Here is a 19454-nt window from a genome sequence, read left to right as displayed (position 1 = left end):
CCTCCTACCGCATCATAAGTGTAATATTCCCCGCAGCAATAATAATTGTAATACTTAAAAAGAACATAAATGATACGATAGCTAAGCAAGCAAATACGTAAATGATGCTTCGTCCAATAATGTCTAAGCATTGAATAATTGCTCCGCTGCCAACCGGTTGCAATACTGCTGCTGCGAATTTATAAATAAATGCGATACAGAAAATTTGAATCGCTGGAAAGGCAACAATTAAGCATAAAATGACGAGCCCAATAATTCCGACTGTGTTTTTCAATAATCCTGATGCGCTAATAACAGTATCTGCCGCTTCTGTAAACATCCTTCCAACTACTGGAATGAAGTTTCCTGTTACAAATTTAGCAGTTTTCACAGCTATTCCATCAGCAACAGCTGTTGCTGTTCCTTGTACAGATAATACTCCTAAAAAAATCGTTAAAAAAATACCGATAATCCCAACGCTAACATTTTGCAGAAGCTTGGACAATTTCGTCACTTTATATTGATCACTCATTGTACTTACAATACTTAATATCGTTGCCAGTAATAAAAGTGGTAGAACGATATAATTCATAAGAAGCCCACTCGTATTCATTAAGAAAATGATAACCGGATGAAAAAACGATACAGATACAACCCCCCCGCCAGTTGCTATAAGCGCCAGCAAAATTGGCAATAATGCTAATATAAAATCTACCATTGTTTGTATCGTTTCTCTTGCATATGTCATAACGACATAAAAACTATTTAAAGCAAAAATAATAAGTACCATATATACAACAGCATCAGCAATTTTACTTACGCTACTTTTTGAAAAAGCGGATTGCAGTGATTGCAACAATGCACTAAAGATTGTGAGCATAATAAGTGTGCCAAGCAGTTTTCCATTAGCTGCAAGCTCATGAAATAAATATTTTAATAACCCTATCATCCACTCTTTTAGAGAGAATTCTTTTTCTCCCTTTACAAACTCCATAAAACTCCCTTTTTGACTCTCTGGCAAATAGCCTCCATATTTTGTAACAAGCCCGTCCCAAAATTGCTTCACATCTTCAATTCCGAGCTTATCCAATTGTTGATCAACGACGTTTGTTTCTACAGGAGAAGCTTGTACAACAACCGGTAAAGAAAAGAAAAGGAAGCAAGCAAATAGCAGCTTAGCTCCAAACCTCCTCAACATTCACTCCCCCTTATCCCGTCGGTAAAAATCCGAGAATAGTTTCAATTACAACCGTCAAAATAGGAATTGCCATAACGAGAATGAGGATTTTCCCAGCAAGTTCAATTTTCGAAGCGATGGCACCTTGACCAGCATCTTTTGTAATTTGGGCTCCAAACTCAGCAATATAAGCAATTCCAATAATCTTTAGTAACGTTTCCACATAGACGTTACTAACTTTCGCTTCACTCGCTACTCTCTCAATCATTTGTAAAATAGCATGAATTTGATCAATTAAAATAAGAAACATCACGCTACCTACGAACACAATAAATAAAGATGTAATGCTAGATTTATGCTGGTTCAAAACAGCAGCTAAAAACGTAGCAACGAGGCCTAATCCGACAATTTGTATAATTTCGATTCGAACCGCCTCCTTTACTGGAAGAGAAAGACACTTTTAATCTTGTCGAATAGCGTATTAATTAAAAATGCGACATGAAATAAAATGACGACAAAACCGACAAGGATAACCCAATTTGCAATATCCTCACGCTTCAATTCTTTTAGTACAGTATGAATGAAAGCTAAAACAATGCCGATTCCGGCGATTTGAAATATTAATCCAACATCAATGGACATCGCCTTTCTCCCCCCTATAGCAGTAAAATTACAATAAGTAGCCCTGCTAGTACCCCTAAGCTCTTGATCATTTTCTCGTATTGCAGTTGTAAAGCTTTTGCTTCCTCTTCTTCTCTCTCCAAATGTGTAATACATAAGCGAATATGTTTTTGTTGTGATTCACGATCATGTTGCCCGAGCGTTTCACCAAATTGCTGCAGTATTTCAAACTCGGTTTGTTGAAACGCCGTCAACTTCCAATTCTCTTTCAAACTATCTATCCAAGCTTCCCTTACTGTTTGTTCTCCACTTTCTAGTTTTTTAGCGAAACTTTGAAATATCCAATTTAATGGCTTCGGCATTTGTTTAACTAATCGCTCGGCAGCCTCTGATAAAGGTGTGTGTCCATACATAATTTCTGCCTCTAATGATTGAAGTGCTGATTTTAATAATCTAAGTTGCCTCGGCCTTTCACTGTATCTTTTAGCGTATGAAAACCCGAAAAAGGTGCTGACCGCAACGATTAACACTGCACCAAATATTTTCACCATACGCCCTCAGCCTTTCTATTTGATAACACTGGTTTTCCATATTTATCTTTCACCTGCATAACCGTTCCTGGACCCCTCGCTTTTGACAACTCCACAAACCTATCAAATATACGAAGCTCTAGCACTGCCTTGAGCGATGGACGTCTCACAACATCCTCATAGGAAAATCCGTGTGCGCTTATAAAAAGCTGAACACCTGCATGCACTGCCTCCATAATTGCTTCACTATCTTCTTTACGACCAATTTCATCTACGATCAAAATATCAGGACTCATAGAACGAATCATCATCATCATTCCTTCTGCCTTTGGACATGCGTCTAACACATCGACTCGGGTACCAAAATCATATTGCGGGATCCCTTTCACACAGCCGGCAATTTCTGACCGTTCATCAACGATCCCCACTTTACAGGAAGGAATTTCCGAAGCACTTACCCCTTGACTCATGCAACGTGCTACATCTCTTAAAAGCGTCGTTTTTCCCGTTTGCGGAGGGCCAATTACCATCGTGTTTAACCATCTTTTTTCATACAAATATGGCAAAAGCGGTTCAGCAATCCCTATTTTTTGACGAGCAATACGAATATTAAAGGAAGAGACATCACGAATCATTTTCACTGCGCTTTTTTCTGTAATGACTTTTCCCGCTAACCCGATTCTATGCCCCCCGCGAAGCGTCACATACCCACGTTTTAATTCCTCTTCCATCGTATAAATTGAGAATTGACTTAACTTATTCAATAAGTAAATAGCATCCTCTGCAGTAGTGATATAGTCATAAAAAAACACCTTTCCGTGTGCAATACACTCTAGCGGTCTTCCAATTCGAACACGAATTTCCTCTAAAGCATCGTATTGCTCACATTCTTCAATTAAGTACTTCATCGTTTTTGGTAAAACTTCTAATACCTCTTTCATCGGCTTCTCCCCACTATACTCGACTTACTATTTCAGTAATGCGATAAAAATACAGCAAATTCCAAGCGCTAGAAAAAAGAGCTTCAAGAAAGAAATTTCACTTGCTACACTCGCTATCCCAATTGTCATTGTTAAAATTAATACGGTAGGTCCAACAAACGCCAACATACCATTTATAAACAACGCTTTCTTCGCATCATTCACATAAAGCATAAGCAAAGCAGCAAATATCTCCGCACTACCTGAAAATAATCGAAGTGCCCCCATAACAAGCACGGATGTTTCCATTGCCGCTAGCCACTGTTTCATTCTTCCACCTTCTCCCGTAACAGTTACTAACTTCGTATTCTAAAAAAGAATATATTTGTACAACCATATGCAGAGGTTGTCTATTTCAGAAGTAAAAACATAATTTTTCTCTAAAGTCTGAATTACAATCTGAATATTCATATTATTTCATGGTATATTATGGTATATTTAGTTTAAAAGGGGTTTAAACCATGCAGCACGTCACTTTATTACCACTAGATTTATGCTATACAAATGTGATTTTCGAGCTATCAAGTGATCCACATATAAAAAATGCATTGGGGATAACGGTAGAAAACATCGAAGACACGAAAACATTTCTTCTTTTCGCAATAGAAGAAGAGCGTCAAAAGAAATCCTTATCGAGAATGATTGTGAATGAAGAAAATGAAATAATTGGCCTCACCACACTTAAACATATTAATAATGAGAAAAAGCAATCTCACATTGGTAGTTGGCTCGGCTATCCGTACTGGGGAAAAGGCTATAACGAGGCTGCTAAAAAAGAAATCTTTAAAATCGCCTTTTTAGACTTACAACTTTCCTACGTATTTGCTGGTGCTAAAACGAATAATATCCGCTCTTTAAAAGCACAAGAAAAACTACCTTATATTTCATTGCATGTGGAAAACAAGTTTCCAGACGAACACGCTGCACTAGAGAAAGAAGTAAAGTCACCTTGCTCTCTGCATGTCGTGTCACGTGAAAATTTTTTAAACTGGTTGAAATTACAGAATGAGGAGGCAAAATATGAAGGTATTGAAAGTTAGTTTAACCGTTGTAGTAGAATTAGCTCTTATTTATCTTTTTTCATTATTGGTCGGTTGGTCATTTATAGAGACCTTTTTCCTTGGTAGTTTAGCAATATTTGCAATTATGTGGTTAATTATTATGAGTAACCATAGAAATAACATTACAGATCACGCAATAAGTAAAACATTAACTGGCGTTGAGACTGGCGAAATAAAGCCATTTCAAATTGTTTTGACTCCATCTATTATGGGTACTCTTTCACTTGTTTTAGTCAGTTTTATAATAACAGTTATTTACTATCTACCCTATTTCCTATAAAAAAAGCACTCGTGAATTATCACGAGTGCTTTTTTACTATGCACGAGAAACGTATTTACCTTCACCAGTGTTGATGATAAGCATTTCGCCTTCGTTAATGAAGATTGGTACTTGTACAACAAGACCAGTTTCTAATGTAGCTGGTTTTGTTACGTTAGAAGCAGTATCACCTTTAATACCAGGCTCTGTTTCTGTAACTTGTAATTCAACTGTGTTTGGAAGTTCAACACCAAGTACTTCGCCTTGGTAAGTCATAATTGCTACTTCCATGTTTTCTTTTAGGAATTTAAGCTCGCGCTCGATTTGTTTTTCACCAAGTTCGATTTGCTCATAAGTTCCGTTATCCATAAATACGTGAGCCTCACCGCTTGCGTATAAGTATTGCATACGACGGTTTTCGATGTGTGCTTTTTCTACTTTCTCACCTGCACGGAATGTTTTCTCTTGAACAGAACCTGTGCGAATGTTACGTAGTTTAGAACGAACGAATGCAGCACCTTTACCTGGCTTTACGTGTTGGAAATCAAGTACTTGCCAAAGGGCATTGTCCACTGAAATTGTTAAACCTGTACGAAAATCGTTTACTGAAATCATGTAAAAAAATCCTCCTGTGTATTACAAAATAATAAGTTCTTTTGGTGATTTCGTAATTACTTCATTACCTTCACTTGTCACAATGATATCATCTTCAATACGTACGCCGCCAATACCTGGAATATAAATACCTGGCTCTACTGTTACAGCCATACCTGGTTCAAGTACTGTATCAGAACGGAACGCTAAACCTGGTGCTTCATGGAGTTCAAGACCTATTCCATGACCAGTAGTGTGTCCAAAGTATTCACCATATCCTTTTTCCGTTATGTAGTCACGCGTTAGCGCATCAGCCTCGCGACCTGTTAAACCAGCTTTAATACCGTTCACACCACGTAGTTGTGCTTCTAAAACGATATTATAAATTTCTTTTAATTTATCAGATGGTTCACCGACTGCAATCGTACGAGTAATATCAGAGCAATATCCTTTGTAATAAGCGCCGAAGTCTAATGTAACGAAATCTCCTGTTTCTATCACTTTTTCAGATGCCACGCCGTGCGGTAATGCCGAACGAAGACCTGAAGCAACGATAATATCAAACGAAGAAGATGTTGCTCCTTGTTTTCTCATGAAAAATTCAAGTTCATTTGACACTTCAATTTCAGATACTCCCGGGCGAATGAATGATAGAATATGCTCAAAGGCAGCATCTGCAATCTGTGCAGCTTCCTTTAATATCTTAATCTCTGAATCAGTCTTTATCAAGCGTAACTTTTCTACAAGTCCAGAAGTCGGGATAAATTCAGCATCAATCGCTTCCTTATGCACTGAATAAGAACTATATGTAAGAGTATCTTGCTCAAAACCAAGTTTTTGAATTCCAAGCCCTTTCACTTGCTTTGCCACTTCATCAATGATCAATCCTGCGTGCTGTACAACCTCATATCCAACCGCTTGTTTACTTGCCTGCTCGACGTAACGGAAATCTGTAATAAATTGAGCACGATCTTTTGAAATAAGAACAACGCCTGCTGTTCCTGTGAAGTTAGCCATATATCTACGACTATGTTCATTTGTTAACAAAATACCGTCAATGCCAGCCTCATCAAATGCACTTCGTAATCTTTCAATTTTCTCCATTACTCTATGCCTCCCTCAATTTCTCCATTAATGCAAATAACGCTAACTTATAGCCATAAAAACCAAATCCTACAATTTGACCTGCACAAACAGCTGCCGTCACAGATTCATGACGGAACGATTCACGCTGATGAATGTTAGAAATATGTACTTCAATAACAGGAATCGAAATGCTCGCAATGGCATCACGAATCGCATAGCTATAATGCGTAAATGCTCCCGGGTTTAAAATGATCCCTTCATATATATCTTCCGCTTCATGAATAATGTCGATAATGGCACCTTCATGATTCGATTGGAAACATTCTAACTCCACTCCCATTGTTTCTGCTTCTTGCTTCATATCTGCTTCAAGTGTCGCTAGCGTGCCCTTTCCATATACATTTACCTCACGAACACCGAGGCGATTTAGGTTAGGACCGTTTACGAGGAGTAACTTTTTCATATTCTTAAAACTCCTTAATATTAATATCTATACAATATTTTAACATAGGAGTCACTTATTTGAATAGTTCGTCTTCTCTTGCCCTTCTTGTTCTACTTTATTGCTATTTACTGCATAAGAAACAGAATATGCTATAAACACACCATATAATATAAAAATACATATTGTCGTTACAATTGTCTCTTTTGGCAAATGGAGCGCACTTTTAATAACAGGAGCCATTAAACCCATCCCCAAAAACAGTAATGCCCACCAAAATAGCCCATAAATAATTCCCGCAATAATCCCTTCAAACTTTGCAAAAAATGCTTTATATAAAAAGGCAATCAAAATTGAAAGAAGTCCCATACACACTATTCCGGACACATTGCCCCATACCCCCTCTTTCCAACTTCCAAACGCAAATGGTAAAAGGAAATAATTCGGTCCCGCCTCCGTGAATGAAAATATATGAAGGAAATACCATATCCCGCCCCAAAAGATTCCACCAAACAAACCGATCTGCACAAAATTCCTTGTTCCTAATTGTTCTTGACTCACATCGACACCTCCGCTCAATAGTATGCCCGAAACTATTTTGAAGCATGTTTAAATCCTGCGAAATTTGTCTATAAAAAGAATAAGAAATGTCCGACTCTCATAATATTTTCCCTTGTCATCTACTTGTATTTGCCGATAAAATAAAGGAAACTCGGTGATTGTCTTATTTCAAAACGACAGAACCCAGTATGACAATTGCCTCTTTTTCTACATAAGAGAGAAACAAATACAGGTTGGTGTTAACATGGCAGAAGAGTCAAAACAAATATATGGCGGGCAAGCGGTCATAGAAGGAGTTATGTTTGGCGGTAGAGAATATACTGTTACAGCGGTTCGTCGTAAAGATAAATCGATCGAATTTTATCGATTACCACGCGTTCGTAATAAAGTATTATCTATCCTAAAAAAAATTCCATTTTTACGAGGGATTGCCGCTATTGTGGATGCAAGTGCGAATGGAGCAAAGCATTTAAACTTCGCTTCTGAACGATTTGACGTCCACCCAGAAGATGATGAACAAATTGCTAATAAAAAAGAAGAACAATCAAAATTAACGATGGTATTAGGAGTTGCAGCTGTTGGCGTTTTATCCTTCATATTCGGTAAAGTCATTTTCACAGCAGTTCCTGCACTATTAGCTGAATTAACAAGACCGATTTTCCCATCTCATACTGGGCAAATCATTGTCGAAAGTGTCATTAAGCTCATGCTATTATTGAGCTATATATACTTTATTTCTTTAACCCCACTTATTAAGCGGGTATTTCAGTATCACGGTGCAGAGCATAAGGTAATCAATGCTTATGAGAATAACCTTCCTCTGACTGTAGAAAACGTTCAAAAGCAAACTCGTCTCCATTATAGATGCGGCAGTAGCTTTATTATATTTACAGTCATTATTGGAATGTTCGTTTATTTCCTAGTCCCTACAGATCCTCTTTGGGCACGAGTTATAAACAGAATTTTATTAATTCCAGTTGTACTTGGTATTTCTTTTGAAGTATTGCAATTTACAAATCGATTACGAGATATTCCCGTATTACGCGTACTTGGATATCCTGGATTATGGCTACAACTATTAACAACGAAAGAACCAACAGATGATCAAGTGGAAGTAGCAATTGCATCGTTTGAAGAATTATTACGTTTAGAGAACAAACAATAATTATTTAAAAATGGTGTTCAACTCCTTTCCTCATCGTTAATATACTAATTTTAATATACGTTTTTAGGAGGTGTCCCTTATGAACGGTCGTTCGTTTACTTTCGCTATATTTGTGCTTATTATCGGATTGGCAATATTCGGCCTTGTTTCATCTGTTATTACAAATCCCATGGGTGTATTAAGAAATATCGGGTACATGTTACTTGTTGTCGGTATCTTTTACTTGCTATACAAGATGTTTACAAATTCCAGTGGTTCTGCAAATTCGCAAAGCTCATATAAGCGTGCGGCAAAACAATCGAACCGCAAACATGGGAAACAAAATGTAGCACCCCTAGGCAATTCTTTCTTTAAGTCAAATACTTCTAATGACAAAAGTAAAAAAGGGAATTCTTCCACTTTGAAACGAAAAAGAAAACAGTCTCATTTAACTGTCATTGAAGGCAAAAAAAGCAAAAAGAAAGACCGTGCTTCCTTTTAGGAAATACGGTCTTTTTTTATACTTTGAAGCACTTCTTTTAAACTTTTCTCTCTCATACTTTCAATTCGAAGATGATGATTTTCAAATGGTAAATTCCGTGTCACATCATTAGGTACCACAACGCACGTTAATCCCGCTGCAATTGCTGCTCTCAATCCATTTAATGAATCTTCAAACACAACAGCTTCAGACGGCTTAATTCCTAATTCTTCTATTGCAATTCGATAAAGAGCTGGATCTGGTTTTACCTTCTCAACATCTTCTCTCGTTTTAATAACTTCAAAATAATCTCGAATCTGTAGCTCTTCTAAAAAATGAATAACCCATTCTCTAGACGAACTAGAAGCTAGTGCGATTTTTAATCCCATTTCTTTCGCTTCTTCTAAATATTCTTTTACCCCGTCACGAGCTTTTGGTATTTTCATTTTCTCTTTATGTAAAGTTGCCACTTTTTCTTTTAATGCACTTTTGTTAAACTTCTCTTTTAATTGATCATTTAAATATGCATAAAGTACCTCATCTGTTGTTCCAATGCATTTCGCAAATTCCTCTAAAGGTAGTTCTTCGCCGTATTCACGAACAGCATCTCTGAAAGAGTGAAACCATATCGTTTCTGTGTCCACAATTAATCCATCAAAATCAAAAATAATTGCTTTCATAATTCTCCCATCCTTTTCGAATTGAAATAAAAAAGGAAACGCCATACGTTCCCCTTAATTACTTTTCTCTTCATTTGCTCTTTGAACACCGCGAAGTGTTTCCACTCGGACTGCATCTTGTTCAAAGTATTCCACTAAATCACCAATGCGATCAATCGCTTCCCAACTTAAATGATGCTCAATTCCTTCTACATCATTGTAAATTTTACCTTCATCCACACCGATAATACGCATAAATTGCTCTAGCAAGTCATGACGATATACGAGACGTTCTCCGATTTTTTTACCTTTTGTTGTTAATACAAGCCCTCTATATTTTTCATAAATTAGATATTCATCTTTGTCTAATTTTTGCACCATTTTTGTTACAGAGGATGGATGTACACTAAGCGCTTCAGCAATATCAGATACGCGGGCATAACCCTTTTCATCAATCAACAAATAAATTTGTTCAATATAATCTTCCATACTAGGGGTAGGCATCGGTTTCCTCCATCCAAGTTCATTTTGCTTATTCCGTACGAAGCAATCAATAAAATGATACACCAGAAAGAATAACGTGACAAGGTGGAAACGAGCCTAAATATATAAAACAAAAAAGAATCTGTATTTGCATACAGACTCCCCTTAAGTAAAGTATTGTATTTCTGCATTAGGAAAAAACTCATTTATATAACCTCTTATCGTTTCTTCCAATACTGCTGCTTCATCTTTTTTATATACGTATTTTCCGATGCCGTATCGTCCCCATTTATATTTACGCTTCTCTTCATCCATTTCAAGTTTCGTCTTCGGATAACGCTCTTGAATGACCTTTTTTGCCGGTTTTGTAAAGCGATGTTGAATTAATTCAAATGTTAAATTTGGTATCGACAAATCTTTTAGTGCATTGTACAGTCGCTCAAATAGTTCACGGTATCCTTCTTCCCACCCTTCATGCATATAAAGCGGCGCAACTATAAATCCAAGTGGATAACCCGCACCTGCTACTTTACGTGCAGCCTCTATTCGCTCCTCAAACGGCGATGTCCCTGGTTCAAAATTTTTAATTACATATCGTGAATTTATACTAAATCGAAAACGAGTTTTCCCATTATGCTTTGCATCTAATAAATGATCAACGTGCGAATATTTCGTGACGAAACGTAAGCGCCCATATTCACTTTCTCCAATGAATTCAATCGCCCGCTTTAATGCATGTGTTAAATGATCAATTCCAACAATGTCTGATGTACACGCTGCTTCAAATCTTGTTATTTCAGGTGCCCTTTCATCCATATATTGCTTTGCCTTCTCAAATATTTCATCAAGATTGACATACACACGAACGTAAGGCTTACTCCCAAGTGTCGTTTGCAAATAGCAATAATGACAATGTCCCATACACCCTGTTGCGAGCGGAATTGCATATTCAGCTGACGGTTTTGACGTATCAAACTTTAGCGTCTTCCTCACTCCAACGACAAGTGTAGCCTTTGCATTACGATACTTTTGCAAATCATTTTCTCCTGGCAAATTTCTAATTTGATTATGTGATGTCGTTTCACGAATTTCTAATCCCATCTTCGTAAACTTCTCATAAAGCTCTTTTCCAAGTGGATATTCAAGTGCCTTTGGTTCAAAGTAAACGAGTTTTGGCATAAATGGTTTCATATGCTTCCCTCCTCTCGTTAGTATGGGAAGCATTGAAAAATTAACACTCATTAAAGTTTTCCACTTCAGTAACTTGCTTTGCAAGTTACTGAATGTTATAATTTGGATAACAGCTACCTTGCACAGCAAGTTACCTAAATAAAAGGTGGTGAAATCATGCACAGCCAAATGTTAAAAGGTGTGCTCGAAGGTTGCATCCTATACATTATTTCACAAGAAGAAGTGTACGGATATGAACTGAGTACAAAATTAAATAAGCACGGCTTTACATTCGTAAGCGAAGGAAGCATATATCCGTTATTGTTACGTATGCAAAAAGAAAAATTGATTGAAGGAACATTAAAAGCTTCCTCACTCGGTCCAAAGCGAAAATATTATCACGTAACCGATAAAGGGTTAGAACAACTTGAAGAATTTAAACAAAGCTGGGGAATGGTTTCTACTACGGTAAATAACTTATTACAGGGGGAGTGATAGGGATGAATGCACAAGACATGATTGAATTGAATAATAAAAAACGTGAGCTTCTAACTTCCGAAAACGAGGCTGCTTATGGTGATATGTTAGTATATCTTCGAATATCAAACGTACCCGAGCAACAAATGGAGGAACTGTTACTAGAAATATTAGATCACCTCATCGAAGCACAAGCAGAAAATAAAAACGCTTATGACATCTTTGGAGATAATTTACAATCTTATTGCGATGAACTTATATCAGCTTTACCAACTCAAACAAAGTTAGAAAAAACTTCTTTAATTGGATTTTCTATTAGCTTACTTCTTGCTATACAGTTTGGCATAAATGCAATTATTTCATTTTTTATGTTTCTCTTTGAAAAAAACAATACATTATCAAGTCCGCCTTTTAGCATCCTTGGAACTACTTTGTCTGTTTCAATAATTATACTAGGTATACTATTTATTTTATATTTATTAAAGCGTTACTCCTTTGATCAGAAAATGAATTGGAAAAGAAGAATTCTATTTGGATTCGCATTTGCTACTCCATTTTGTTCCGCTGTATTCTTAAATATTTATTTCCAAAAGCAACCTTATCTCATTTACCATCTAAACTTTTGGCAAAGTGCCTTAATTGCTATCTTATTTTTTATTTTATATAAATTACTATACAAAAAATCAAATTTTTAACAGCCCTTCAAAAGGCTGTTTTTCTTCTGTCTAATTTTACAAATTGAAAAATTTCATAAAGAAAATAAGAAAAATGCAAAATAATTAAAGTTAATTGTTGACGTGATGCTTTTATTATCGGTATCATAAATCTTCGTGAGCAATTATTTTTCGTTATACGATTTTTTTATTATTACTGAATTTTTGAGAGGAGAAATTAGATGTCAGTTAAGAAGAAAACGCAAGTACGCACCGGCAAAATGGTACGTGAACTAATGTTAGCAGACGAAGATGTAAATGCTTCGCTAATTATGGTATATAGTGAAAACGGTGTAAACGCAGAAATTAAAATCGAGGGCTTAACGCCGAAATGTAACGAAGAATTATTTTTGAGCGGAAACGTGGATTGGAACAAGAGTGTTATTTATAAAATTGTTGATTTCACTGGAAACGCTGAAGTTGGTAAAGTTACATTAACAGCGATGAACAAAAACAATGTTTCTCTAGAAATTGAACGCGTTATGTGGAGTAAAGAAAATAAAGACGCTGCCGAGCAAGAAGAAACACAGGTAGAAGCAGCGCCGAAAAAAGAAGTAGTTGTAGAAGCTCCAAAAGCAATTCCACCCGCTCCTAAGCCTGTTACGCGTGTGGAAACACCTGCTATGGCACCTAAGCCTACTCCGGTACCGACACCGAAGCCAGTAAGTGTAGAAGCGGCTGTAGAACTAACTACTCCAGCACCTGTGAAAAAAGTAGTCCCTACTCCAGTTACAAAGCAAGAAACAGCACCGGTTGCTCCTGCAAAACCGAAGCAGCCTGCTTTGACTGAAACAAATTCAAAACTACAAGAAAATTATGTTAAACTCGTGAAAAAGACAATTGAAGTTTGTCAAGATTACGAGCTTGGCATCGACATAGATGATTCTATTGAAAGCTTAAAAGAAGAACTACAAAGCCAAGGTATTAGCGTTACATTTGACAAAGAAATTATGGACGTTGTAAGTCGCCTTCGTTCTTTACAAGATAAAGGAATCAAAGTAGAAAAAGTACTTAATTTACTATAAAAAAATAAGAGGTGGCAATTGCCATCTCTTATTTTTTATAATTCCACTCATTACTTTCATACTTCTCTTTCGCTAACGTTTGAACTTCATGTAACTGTTCTTCTGTTAATTCATATGGAACAAGTTCTGCATCCAATCCTTTTTCAAACCCAATTTCAAACGCTTTAATTAACTGTTCTATCGTAAATGTACGGTCTGTTAATTCATTAATTGCTACCGCTTTAGAAGAAAACATACTTTTCATACGTTCCTTCACACGTTCATTTGGGAATAAAAATAGATCATATAGTTCATCTAAATCAATTTCTAATGGAATCGATCCATGCTGTAAAATAACACCTTTTTGACGTGTTTGAGCACTACCAGCAATTTTTCTTCCTTCCACTACAATTTCATACCAAGATGGTGCATCAAAACATACGCCTGAACGTGGATTTTTTAAATTTTCACGATCTGCTTCTGTTTTTGGAACTGCATAATATGCTTCTAGCCCTAATGCCTTAAAACCATCTAATAAGCCTTGCGAAATAACACGATACGCTTCTGTAACTGTTTTCGGCATATTCGGATGATCTTCAGACACAATAACACTATACGTTAACTCTTTGTCATGTAGTACACCCCTGCCGCCTGTTTGACGACGAACGAATCCATATTTCTTTTCGTTAACTACATCCATATTAATATCTTTTTCAACACGTTGAAAATATCCAACTGTTAATGTTGGTACTTCCCATTCATAAAAACGAATTGTTGGTGGCATTTTCTTTTCACTTTGCCAATTTAATAAACATTCATCTAACGCCATATTAAATGCCGGTGAACATTGACCAGAGTTAATATAACACCATTTTTCTTTTCCCATCCTGCACCTCATATAACCAAGTATTTTTCACATTCTCTAGTCTACCAAATTCGACAAAATTTGTGAAAGAATACGAAATTTCTTCTTATATGCAAATGAATCTGTTGCATAAATACATATGGGCATTATAATATTGAAAGTAGGATAAGAAAAAAGGGAGCGATAGAATCGTGTCAACAACTTGGATTATTTTATTAGCCGTAATCGTAGCATTCATCGGCTACACTGTATGGATGTACTTCTATCAGAAAAAATTAATTAAAACTCTTACAGAAGAAGAATTTCGCGCTGGCTACCGTAAAGCACAGCTTATCGATATTCGTGAAACAGATGAATATAACGCAGGGCACATTTTAGGTGCACGTAACATTCCGTTATCACAAATTCGCCTTCGCCATAAAGAACTTCGTCAAGATCAACCTGTTTACTTATATTGCCAAAGCGGATTCCGTACAGGTCGTGCAGCGCAATACTTAAAAAAACAAGGCTACAAAGATTTCTACCAATTACAAGGTGGATTTAAATCTTGGACAGGCAAAATTAAAAAGAAATAATAACATACAAAAAACTAGCTGAATAAATCAGCTAGTTTTTTCATTTCATCTTATTCGCAATGTATAATAAATTTTGCTTAATCGTGTCTTTATCGCTCTCTTCTACATTCCGATACAATAGCTGATATTCAATTCCTTTCTCTTTCCATAGAAGCGTAGCAAATTCGTCACCACGTTCATAATCATCTTTATTTTTAAAATAAGCAGACGTTCCATTATTTAGTTTCATTTGTTCTTGAAATCGCTTCTCTGCCACGAAATCCGGAAAACTATAAGGAAAGTTCGCGACATTTAACTCAATATACTCATTTCTACCTTGCTCCTGCTGTTTATATTTAATCGTTAAGACAGCCTTCTTTTTCCCAAGCGTTCTTACTTCACCCTTTACATCACTTATAATGTCGTACGGTAAAAACGTTGGAACTTTAAACTTCACCGGAAAATATTTTGGAATTTCCTTTAGCGGAATAGGATCCGTAACACGATCCATAGCTCCTCCTGTTGTTCCCACAAAGTGTTTTTCTTCTTGCATCGTTTGCTGAAACGAACACGAACTAAGTACAAAACTAGAAAACACGAAACAAATGATTCTTTTTTTCAATTTGTTTCCGCCCTTTCATACCGCTCTCTTAACGAACGAAGCGTTGATCCCGCACTAACGGCCCGATTAGTGCCGGCTAATAATCAGTGGGGGATGGCGCCCACTGATTAAAGTTTCACTTTATATGCTCTTCATATTCGCTTTGTCACCAAACTACACCTTTGAAAACTTTCCACGTTATTCTCACACATTTTGACAACACTTTTTGCAAACAAAAAAGACCCCTATCATTCTTACGCCCAAGTGAAAAGGTTACGCGAATAAAAAGAAGTCTTATTAATACCATAGTTTGTGAAAAGCTTTTCAGGTCAAGATTTTTTCTTTCTTATTATTTTCCCTTTATAATAAGAGAAAGAGGTGATACATATGGCCAATATAAAACAAATTGCTAAAACTGCTGGTGTATCGATATCAACTGTTTCTCGTGTCCTGAATAATCACCCTTACGTAAAAGAAGAAAAGCGTAAGCGTGTTCTAGATGCTGTTGAAGAATTAAACTACGCAAAAAATATAAATGCTGTCCATTTAATAAGAGGGAAAACATATACAATTGGCGTTATGCTCCCTTTCATTAACCTCCCCTACTTCAGTACCATTATTGAAGGAATTGGTAACGAAGCATTATTAGCTGGGTATCACATTAATTTATGCCAAACAAATTACGATAGCCTTGAAGAAATTCGTGTTCTTGAAATGATGAAAATGAAACAATTTGATGGGATGATTATTTGCTCCCGGACGAGCTCTTGGGAACAAATCGAACCTTTCGCAAAATTTGCCCCTATTATTTCATGTGAAAAAATGAACCATCCCCTCATTTCATCCATCTACGTAGATCATTATGAAGGCTTTCGTCTCGGTACTACCTATTTACTAAGTAAAGGCCATGAAAAGATCGGAATTTGTTTAGCGAGAAAAACAAGTGTAAATTCCATGGAGCGTGAAAAGGCGTTCGCCGATACACTTTGTAATGAAGGGAAGACGTTGCATCCTGAATGGATTTTCCACCAATGCTATACAATGCAGGACGGAGCACAAATACTCCATCGTATTTTAAATATGAAAAATCGTCCAACTGCTATTTTCACAGCGAACGATCAAGTTGCAGCTGGTTTATTAACAGAGGCTCGAAAACATGGCATCCGAGTACCTGAAGACCTTGCTATCCTTGGATTTGATAATCATGAAATTTCAAAGGCATTAGAAATTTCCACAATTGAACATCCCGGTCTCGCAATGGGCTCACATGCTTTTTCTTTATTCCATAAGCAGATTCAAAGCGAGCAAATTGTCGGCAGTCCAAAAGAGCTTTCATTCCATTTAATTAAGCGAGAGACTGTCTAAAAAGAGCGTTACCTATAACGCTCTTTTTCAGCTCTTCACCTATTGACATTATATTTTTCATCTCATATAATTAACCTAACGAACGGTAGGTAGGGGATGAAAATGACAGCAAACCGCATTAAAGCTGTAGCACTTTCTCATTTCGCACGCTACGGCTATGAAGGAACTTCATTGGCAAATATTGCTCAAGAAGTTGGGATTAAAAAACCATCGATTTACGCACACTTTAAAGGAAAAGAAGAGCTATATTTCATATGCTTAGAATCTGCTCTTCAAAAAGATTTGCAGAGCTTCACAGGCGATATCGAAAGCTTTTCCAATTCGTCCACTGAAGAATTGCTTTTAAAATTATTAAAAGGCTATGCAAAACGATTTGGTGAAAGTGAAGAATCAATGTTTTGGTTACGAACTTCTTATTTTCCGCCTGATGCATTTCGCGAACAAATTATTGATAAAGCAAATGTACACATTGAAAACGTCGGAAAACTTTTATTCCCTGTATTTAAAAGAGCAAGCGAACAAGATGAGCTGCATAACATTGAAGTAAAAGACGCCTTAGAGGCTTTTCTATGCTTACTCGATGGTCTTATGGTTGAACTATTATACGCAGGTTTAAATCGTTTTGAGACACGTTTAGACGCTTCTTGGAAAGTATTTTGGCGCGGACTTTCAAACTGACGGATTGCTCCTTTGCAATGCGTCGTTTTTAAGCACTTTACCTAACGACTGGTAGGAAGGAGAAATGACATATGGCATGGATTTATGTAATCATCGCTGGTATTATTGAAATCTTTTGGGTGATTGGACTAAAAAAAGCGGAGGCACCACTTGAGTGGGCTGGTGTTGCTCTATTAATTACAATTAGTTTCGTCTTATTATTTAGAGCTTATAAAGATTTACCTGTCGGCACTGTATATGCAGTCTTCACAGGAATCGGAGCTGGCGGAATCGTTCTTACAGAGATTTTCATCTTCGGAGAACCTTTCTCTATTGTAAAAGTTTTATTAATCGGTTTAATCTTCTTCGGAGTAATTGGTCTAAAACGAGTAACAGAAGAAAAAGAAACGAAGGAGGCTGCATAAAATGGCTTGGGTATTTTTAATTCTAGCTGGTATTTGTGAAATTATTGGTGTACTCTTTATGAAAGTAGCCACTGAAAAGAAAGGCTGGGCACCAAAAGTTATTTTAATCGCTAACTTCGGCGTAAGCTTCTTCTTCTTATCTCTTGCGATGAACACGTTACCGATGGGAACTGCTTACGCGATTTGGACTGGAATCGGAACTGCTGGAAGTGCACTTCTAGGCATTCTCATTTTCCGAGAATCAGCGGATTGGCGTCGTCTTGCTTTCTTAAGCTGCATTTTATGCGGCGCTGTTGGCTTAAAACTATTAAGCTAACGTGAGGTGAATGTCATGTGGAAAGAAAAAGGGAATCAACTGTTAGCATGGATTACACTCGGGATTGTCATTCTATTACAAATAAGTTTTCATATAATAGAATCATTGTTTCATAAAGTATTATCCATTCTCACATTCTTTCCTAACATGACACTTGAAATTATATCGATTGTTTGGTCCATTATCGCCTCCATTGCAATCGTCATTATATGGGGTATCGCCAAACTGTGGAATACATTATTTAAAAAGGACAGTACTTCTGAAAAAGAGTAACTGTCCTTTTTTATATTCATTCAGACTTTCTGTAGAAGTTTGATATGATAAGACAAAGAAGACCAACGATGACAATACTTATACCAATCCCTTTATGCAAATTAGGAAATGGTGATGGTATATCGGAATAAACATTCCCTAATATGAGACCAATTGAAACGAAAAGTACCCCTATTCTATATAACCATTTTCTTTTGTTCATCATTCTCCCCTCCTAAAATTCTTCATACACTCCTTTCTTTTGGACATACTACCTAAAAAAGGAGTGAATAATATGCAAAATTCTATACATAAGCAGATCCTATTTTTATTTTTCTTCTTTCTCATTCTCGTTATCATTTTCAGCTTTATATTACATACTCCAAAAGATGTGCCAAATAGCGTTTCTTTTTATAAACTACTGCTCTCGTATTGTCGTTATTGAAGAACGTGCCTTTTGAAATTTCCCCAAGAAAAAAAGACCAACATTTTCCTGTTGGTCTTTCGTATATGTATCACTTTTCAAAGCGATCTAACATCTCGTCTCTCATTCCGAAACTTACTACTGCAATTCCTATATACATAAACAGAAGGAATGCCGGATGAACTGTGTTGTACCAGCTGCTGTCAACGATTAAGTAAATCGTTAATGCCACAACAAGAACAAACGCTAAGATAAACATATAAAAGTGTCTTGTACTACCCATGATAAACTCCTCTCTTCTCACTTCACCATTCAACAGTTTATTTTATCGAATAATTCGATATGACTCAAGGTTAACTTTCTGTTATGTAATCAAGTTCCACCTTTACAATGTCCTCACATGCTATTGAAATGATTGTTCCTTGTTTATCAATTGCCGTCACTTCTCTATTATCCATTACACGATTTGCTACTCTTTCTAACACTTTCCCTTGGTCTCGATAGCAAAATTCTTTTACATCTTTAATTGTTTCTCCATTTTCTAAATGGTATACCATTCTATAACATCGATATC

31 protein-coding genes are annotated in these 19454 nt (G+C 36.5%); 13 read left to right on the top strand and 18 right to left on the bottom strand.

Annotated elements, in window-relative coordinates; all coding sequences use genetic code 11:
• Window positions 1-4: 4 nt before the first annotated feature.
• The 6 genes from spoIIIAE to MHI28_RS26165 are packed head-to-tail and all read right to left on the bottom strand — an operon-like array spanning window position 5 to window position 3557.
• Window positions 5-1177, bottom strand: coding sequence for a stage III sporulation protein AE (gene spoIIIAE / locus MHI28_RS26190; protein WP_000946111.1), 1173 nt, complete (start codon window positions 1175-1177; stop codon window positions 5-7).
• Between the two features lie 10 nt (window positions 1178-1187).
• Window positions 1188-1571, bottom strand: coding sequence for a stage III sporulation protein AD (spoIIIAD, locus tag MHI28_RS26185; RefSeq protein ID WP_079245909.1), 384 nt, complete (start codon window positions 1569-1571; stop codon window positions 1188-1190).
• Between the two features lie 23 nt (window positions 1572-1594).
• A complete protein-coding gene (gene spoIIIAC, locus MHI28_RS26180; protein ID WP_000020914.1) occupies window positions 1595-1798 on the bottom strand; it encodes a stage III sporulation protein AC in 204 nt (67 codons plus the stop codon).
• Between the two features lie 14 nt (window positions 1799-1812).
• Window positions 1813-2328: a stage III sporulation protein SpoIIIAB gene (gene spoIIIAB, locus MHI28_RS26175; protein WP_000238701.1), complete on the bottom strand. Its 516-nt coding sequence runs from the start codon at window positions 2326-2328 to the stop codon at window positions 1813-1815.
• On the bottom strand, window positions 2322-3248 hold the full coding sequence (gene spoIIIAA, locus MHI28_RS26170) for a stage III sporulation protein AA (RefSeq protein WP_000665903.1): 927 nt from the start codon (window positions 3246-3248) through the stop codon (window positions 2322-2324). Before spoIIIAA ends, spoIIIAB begins: the two co-directional genes overlap by 7 nt.
• Window positions 3249-3275: 27 nt before the next feature.
• Window positions 3276-3557 carry a YqhV family protein gene (locus MHI28_RS26165; RefSeq protein ID WP_000816050.1) on the bottom strand — a complete coding sequence of 94 codons (282 nt, stop codon included), beginning with the start codon at window positions 3555-3557 and terminating at the stop codon, window positions 3276-3278.
• 191 nt (window positions 3558-3748) lie between these two features.
• On the opposite strand from MHI28_RS26165, the gene MHI28_RS26160 reads away from it, so the two are divergent.
• Complete coding sequence (locus MHI28_RS26160) at window positions 3749-4327, top strand: GNAT family N-acetyltransferase (protein WP_001164990.1); 579 nt, start codon at window positions 3749-3751, stop codon at window positions 4325-4327.
• Window positions 4308-4628, top strand: coding sequence for a hypothetical protein (locus MHI28_RS26155; RefSeq protein ID WP_000866225.1), 321 nt, complete (start codon window positions 4308-4310; stop codon window positions 4626-4628). Before MHI28_RS26160 ends, MHI28_RS26155 begins: the two co-directional genes overlap by 20 nt.
• Before the next feature lie 36 nt (window positions 4629-4664).
• Here MHI28_RS26155 and efp read toward each other — a convergent pair whose 3' ends face one another.
• From efp to MHI28_RS26135, 4 genes are read right to left on the bottom strand one after another with little or no spacing between them, the layout of a single operon-like run.
• Window positions 4665-5222, bottom strand: coding sequence for an elongation factor P (efp, locus tag MHI28_RS26150; RefSeq protein WP_000626513.1), 558 nt, complete (start codon window positions 5220-5222; stop codon window positions 4665-4667).
• Window positions 5223-5243: 21 nt separating this feature from the next.
• Complete coding sequence (pepQ, locus tag MHI28_RS26145) at window positions 5244-6305, bottom strand: Xaa-Pro dipeptidase (RefSeq protein WP_000411042.1); 1062 nt, start codon at window positions 6303-6305, stop codon at window positions 5244-5246.
• Between the two features lie 4 nt (window positions 6306-6309).
• Entirely contained in the window at window positions 6310-6750 is a 441-nt protein-coding gene (gene aroQ, locus MHI28_RS26140; RefSeq protein ID WP_000735140.1) for a type II 3-dehydroquinate dehydratase, read from the bottom strand.
• A gap of 51 nt (window positions 6751-6801) precedes the next feature.
• Entirely contained in the window at window positions 6802-7290 is a 489-nt protein-coding gene (locus tag MHI28_RS26135; protein WP_000076885.1) for a YqhR family membrane protein, read from the bottom strand.
• Window positions 7291-7534: 244 nt separating this feature from the next.
• Here MHI28_RS26135 and MHI28_RS26130 point away from each other — a divergent pair, with 244 nt between their 5' ends.
• Window positions 7535-8455 carry a DUF1385 domain-containing protein gene (locus MHI28_RS26130; protein WP_000807120.1) on the top strand — a complete coding sequence of 307 codons (921 nt, stop codon included), beginning with the start codon at window positions 7535-7537 and terminating at the stop codon, window positions 8453-8455.
• Window positions 8456-8534: 79 nt separating this feature from the next.
• Window positions 8535-8936 (top strand): SA1362 family protein, encoded by a 402-nt coding sequence (locus MHI28_RS26125; protein ID WP_001014463.1) that lies wholly within the window; start codon window positions 8535-8537, stop codon window positions 8934-8936.
• Here the strand turns inward: MHI28_RS26125 and MHI28_RS26120 are convergent.
• From MHI28_RS26120 to splB, 3 genes are all read right to left on the bottom strand, one after another.
• Complete coding sequence (locus MHI28_RS26120; protein ID WP_014894887.1) at window positions 8933-9595, bottom strand: HAD family hydrolase; 663 nt, start codon at window positions 9593-9595, stop codon at window positions 8933-8935. The two genes, MHI28_RS26125 and MHI28_RS26120, sit on opposite strands and share 4 nt — an antisense overlap.
• Window positions 9596-9649: 54 nt before the next feature.
• Window positions 9650-10078, bottom strand: a complete 429-nt coding sequence (gene mntR / locus MHI28_RS26115; protein WP_001143081.1) for a transcriptional regulator MntR — start codon at window positions 10076-10078, stop codon at window positions 9650-9652.
• Between the two features lie 144 nt (window positions 10079-10222).
• Window positions 10223-11248, bottom strand: coding sequence for a spore photoproduct lyase (gene splB, locus MHI28_RS26110; protein ID WP_000802106.1), 1026 nt, complete (start codon window positions 11246-11248; stop codon window positions 10223-10225).
• Window positions 11249-11404: 156 nt separating this feature from the next.
• On the opposite strand from splB, the gene MHI28_RS26105 reads away from it, so the two are divergent.
• The 3 genes from MHI28_RS26105 (at window position 11405) to MHI28_RS26095 (ending at window position 13442) form a co-directional block, all read left to right on the top strand.
• Window positions 11405-11722, top strand: coding sequence for a PadR family transcriptional regulator (locus MHI28_RS26105; protein ID WP_000556083.1), 318 nt, complete (start codon window positions 11405-11407; stop codon window positions 11720-11722).
• 5 nt (window positions 11723-11727) lie between these two features.
• Window positions 11728-12399, top strand: a complete 672-nt coding sequence (locus MHI28_RS26100) for a DUF1129 family protein (protein WP_000993585.1) — start codon at window positions 11728-11730, stop codon at window positions 12397-12399.
• A 200-nt stretch (window positions 12400-12599) separates the two neighbouring features.
• Window positions 12600-13442, top strand: a complete 843-nt coding sequence (locus MHI28_RS26095) for a hypothetical protein (RefSeq protein WP_000111891.1) — start codon at window positions 12600-12602, stop codon at window positions 13440-13442.
• Window positions 13443-13470: 28 nt separating this feature from the next.
• Here MHI28_RS26095 and MHI28_RS26090 read toward each other — a convergent pair whose 3' ends face one another.
• The gene (locus MHI28_RS26090) at window positions 13471-14307 is read right to left on the bottom strand and encodes a lipoate--protein ligase family protein (protein WP_000514075.1); all 837 of its coding nucleotides are present in this window, start codon (window positions 14305-14307) and stop codon (window positions 13471-13473) included.
• A gap of 170 nt (window positions 14308-14477) precedes the next feature.
• Here MHI28_RS26090 and MHI28_RS26085 point away from each other — a divergent pair, with 170 nt between their 5' ends.
• A complete protein-coding gene (locus MHI28_RS26085; RefSeq protein ID WP_000108654.1) occupies window positions 14478-14861 on the top strand; it encodes a rhodanese-like domain-containing protein in 384 nt (127 codons plus the stop codon).
• A 40-nt stretch (window positions 14862-14901) separates the two neighbouring features.
• Here MHI28_RS26085 and MHI28_RS26080 read toward each other — a convergent pair whose 3' ends face one another.
• Window positions 14902-15438 (bottom strand): hypothetical protein, encoded by a 537-nt coding sequence (locus MHI28_RS26080; RefSeq protein ID WP_043311738.1) that lies wholly within the window; start codon window positions 15436-15438, stop codon window positions 14902-14904.
• Window positions 15439-15828: 390 nt separating this feature from the next.
• Here MHI28_RS26080 and MHI28_RS26075 point away from each other — a divergent pair, with 390 nt between their 5' ends.
• The 5 genes from MHI28_RS26075 (at window position 15829) to MHI28_RS26055 (ending at window position 18477) form a co-directional block, all read left to right on the top strand.
• The gene (locus tag MHI28_RS26075) at window positions 15829-16806 is read left to right on the top strand and encodes a LacI family DNA-binding transcriptional regulator (protein ID WP_001273991.1); all 978 of its coding nucleotides are present in this window, start codon (window positions 15829-15831) and stop codon (window positions 16804-16806) included.
• Window positions 16807-16902: 96 nt separating this feature from the next.
• Complete coding sequence (locus MHI28_RS26070) at window positions 16903-17484, top strand: TetR/AcrR family transcriptional regulator (RefSeq protein WP_002082177.1); 582 nt, start codon at window positions 16903-16905, stop codon at window positions 17482-17484.
• Between the two features lie 71 nt (window positions 17485-17555).
• Complete coding sequence (locus MHI28_RS26065) at window positions 17556-17888, top strand: DMT family transporter (protein ID WP_000312340.1); 333 nt, start codon at window positions 17556-17558, stop codon at window positions 17886-17888.
• Window position 17889: 1 nt separating this feature from the next.
• A complete protein-coding gene (locus MHI28_RS26060) occupies window positions 17890-18204 on the top strand; it encodes a DMT family transporter (protein ID WP_000312623.1) in 315 nt (104 codons plus the stop codon).
• A 15-nt stretch (window positions 18205-18219) separates the two neighbouring features.
• Complete coding sequence (locus tag MHI28_RS26055; protein ID WP_000265401.1) at window positions 18220-18477, top strand: DUF3975 family protein; 258 nt, start codon at window positions 18220-18222, stop codon at window positions 18475-18477.
• 16 nt (window positions 18478-18493) lie between these two features.
• Here MHI28_RS26055 and MHI28_RS26050 read toward each other — a convergent pair whose 3' ends face one another.
• The 3 genes from MHI28_RS26050 to MHI28_RS26040 form a co-directional block, all read right to left on the bottom strand.
• Window positions 18494-18682, bottom strand: a complete 189-nt coding sequence (locus tag MHI28_RS26050; protein ID WP_002162502.1) for a hypothetical protein — start codon at window positions 18680-18682, stop codon at window positions 18494-18496.
• A 289-nt stretch (window positions 18683-18971) separates the two neighbouring features.
• On the bottom strand, window positions 18972-19163 hold the full coding sequence (locus MHI28_RS26045) for a hypothetical protein (protein ID WP_000535933.1): 192 nt from the start codon (window positions 19161-19163) through the stop codon (window positions 18972-18974).
• Between the two features lie 70 nt (window positions 19164-19233).
• A complete protein-coding gene (locus tag MHI28_RS26040; protein ID WP_000262496.1) occupies window positions 19234-19437 on the bottom strand; it encodes a DUF3929 family protein in 204 nt (67 codons plus the stop codon).
• Between the last annotated feature and the right edge of the window lie 17 nt (window positions 19438-19454).

Source organism: Bacillus sp. FSL K6-0268 (assembly GCF_038005425.1).
Classification (GTDB): Bacteria; Bacillota; Bacilli; order Bacillales; family Bacillaceae_G; genus Bacillus_A; species Bacillus_A thuringiensis_S.
This window is presented reverse-complemented; position numbering and strand designations above follow the sequence as displayed.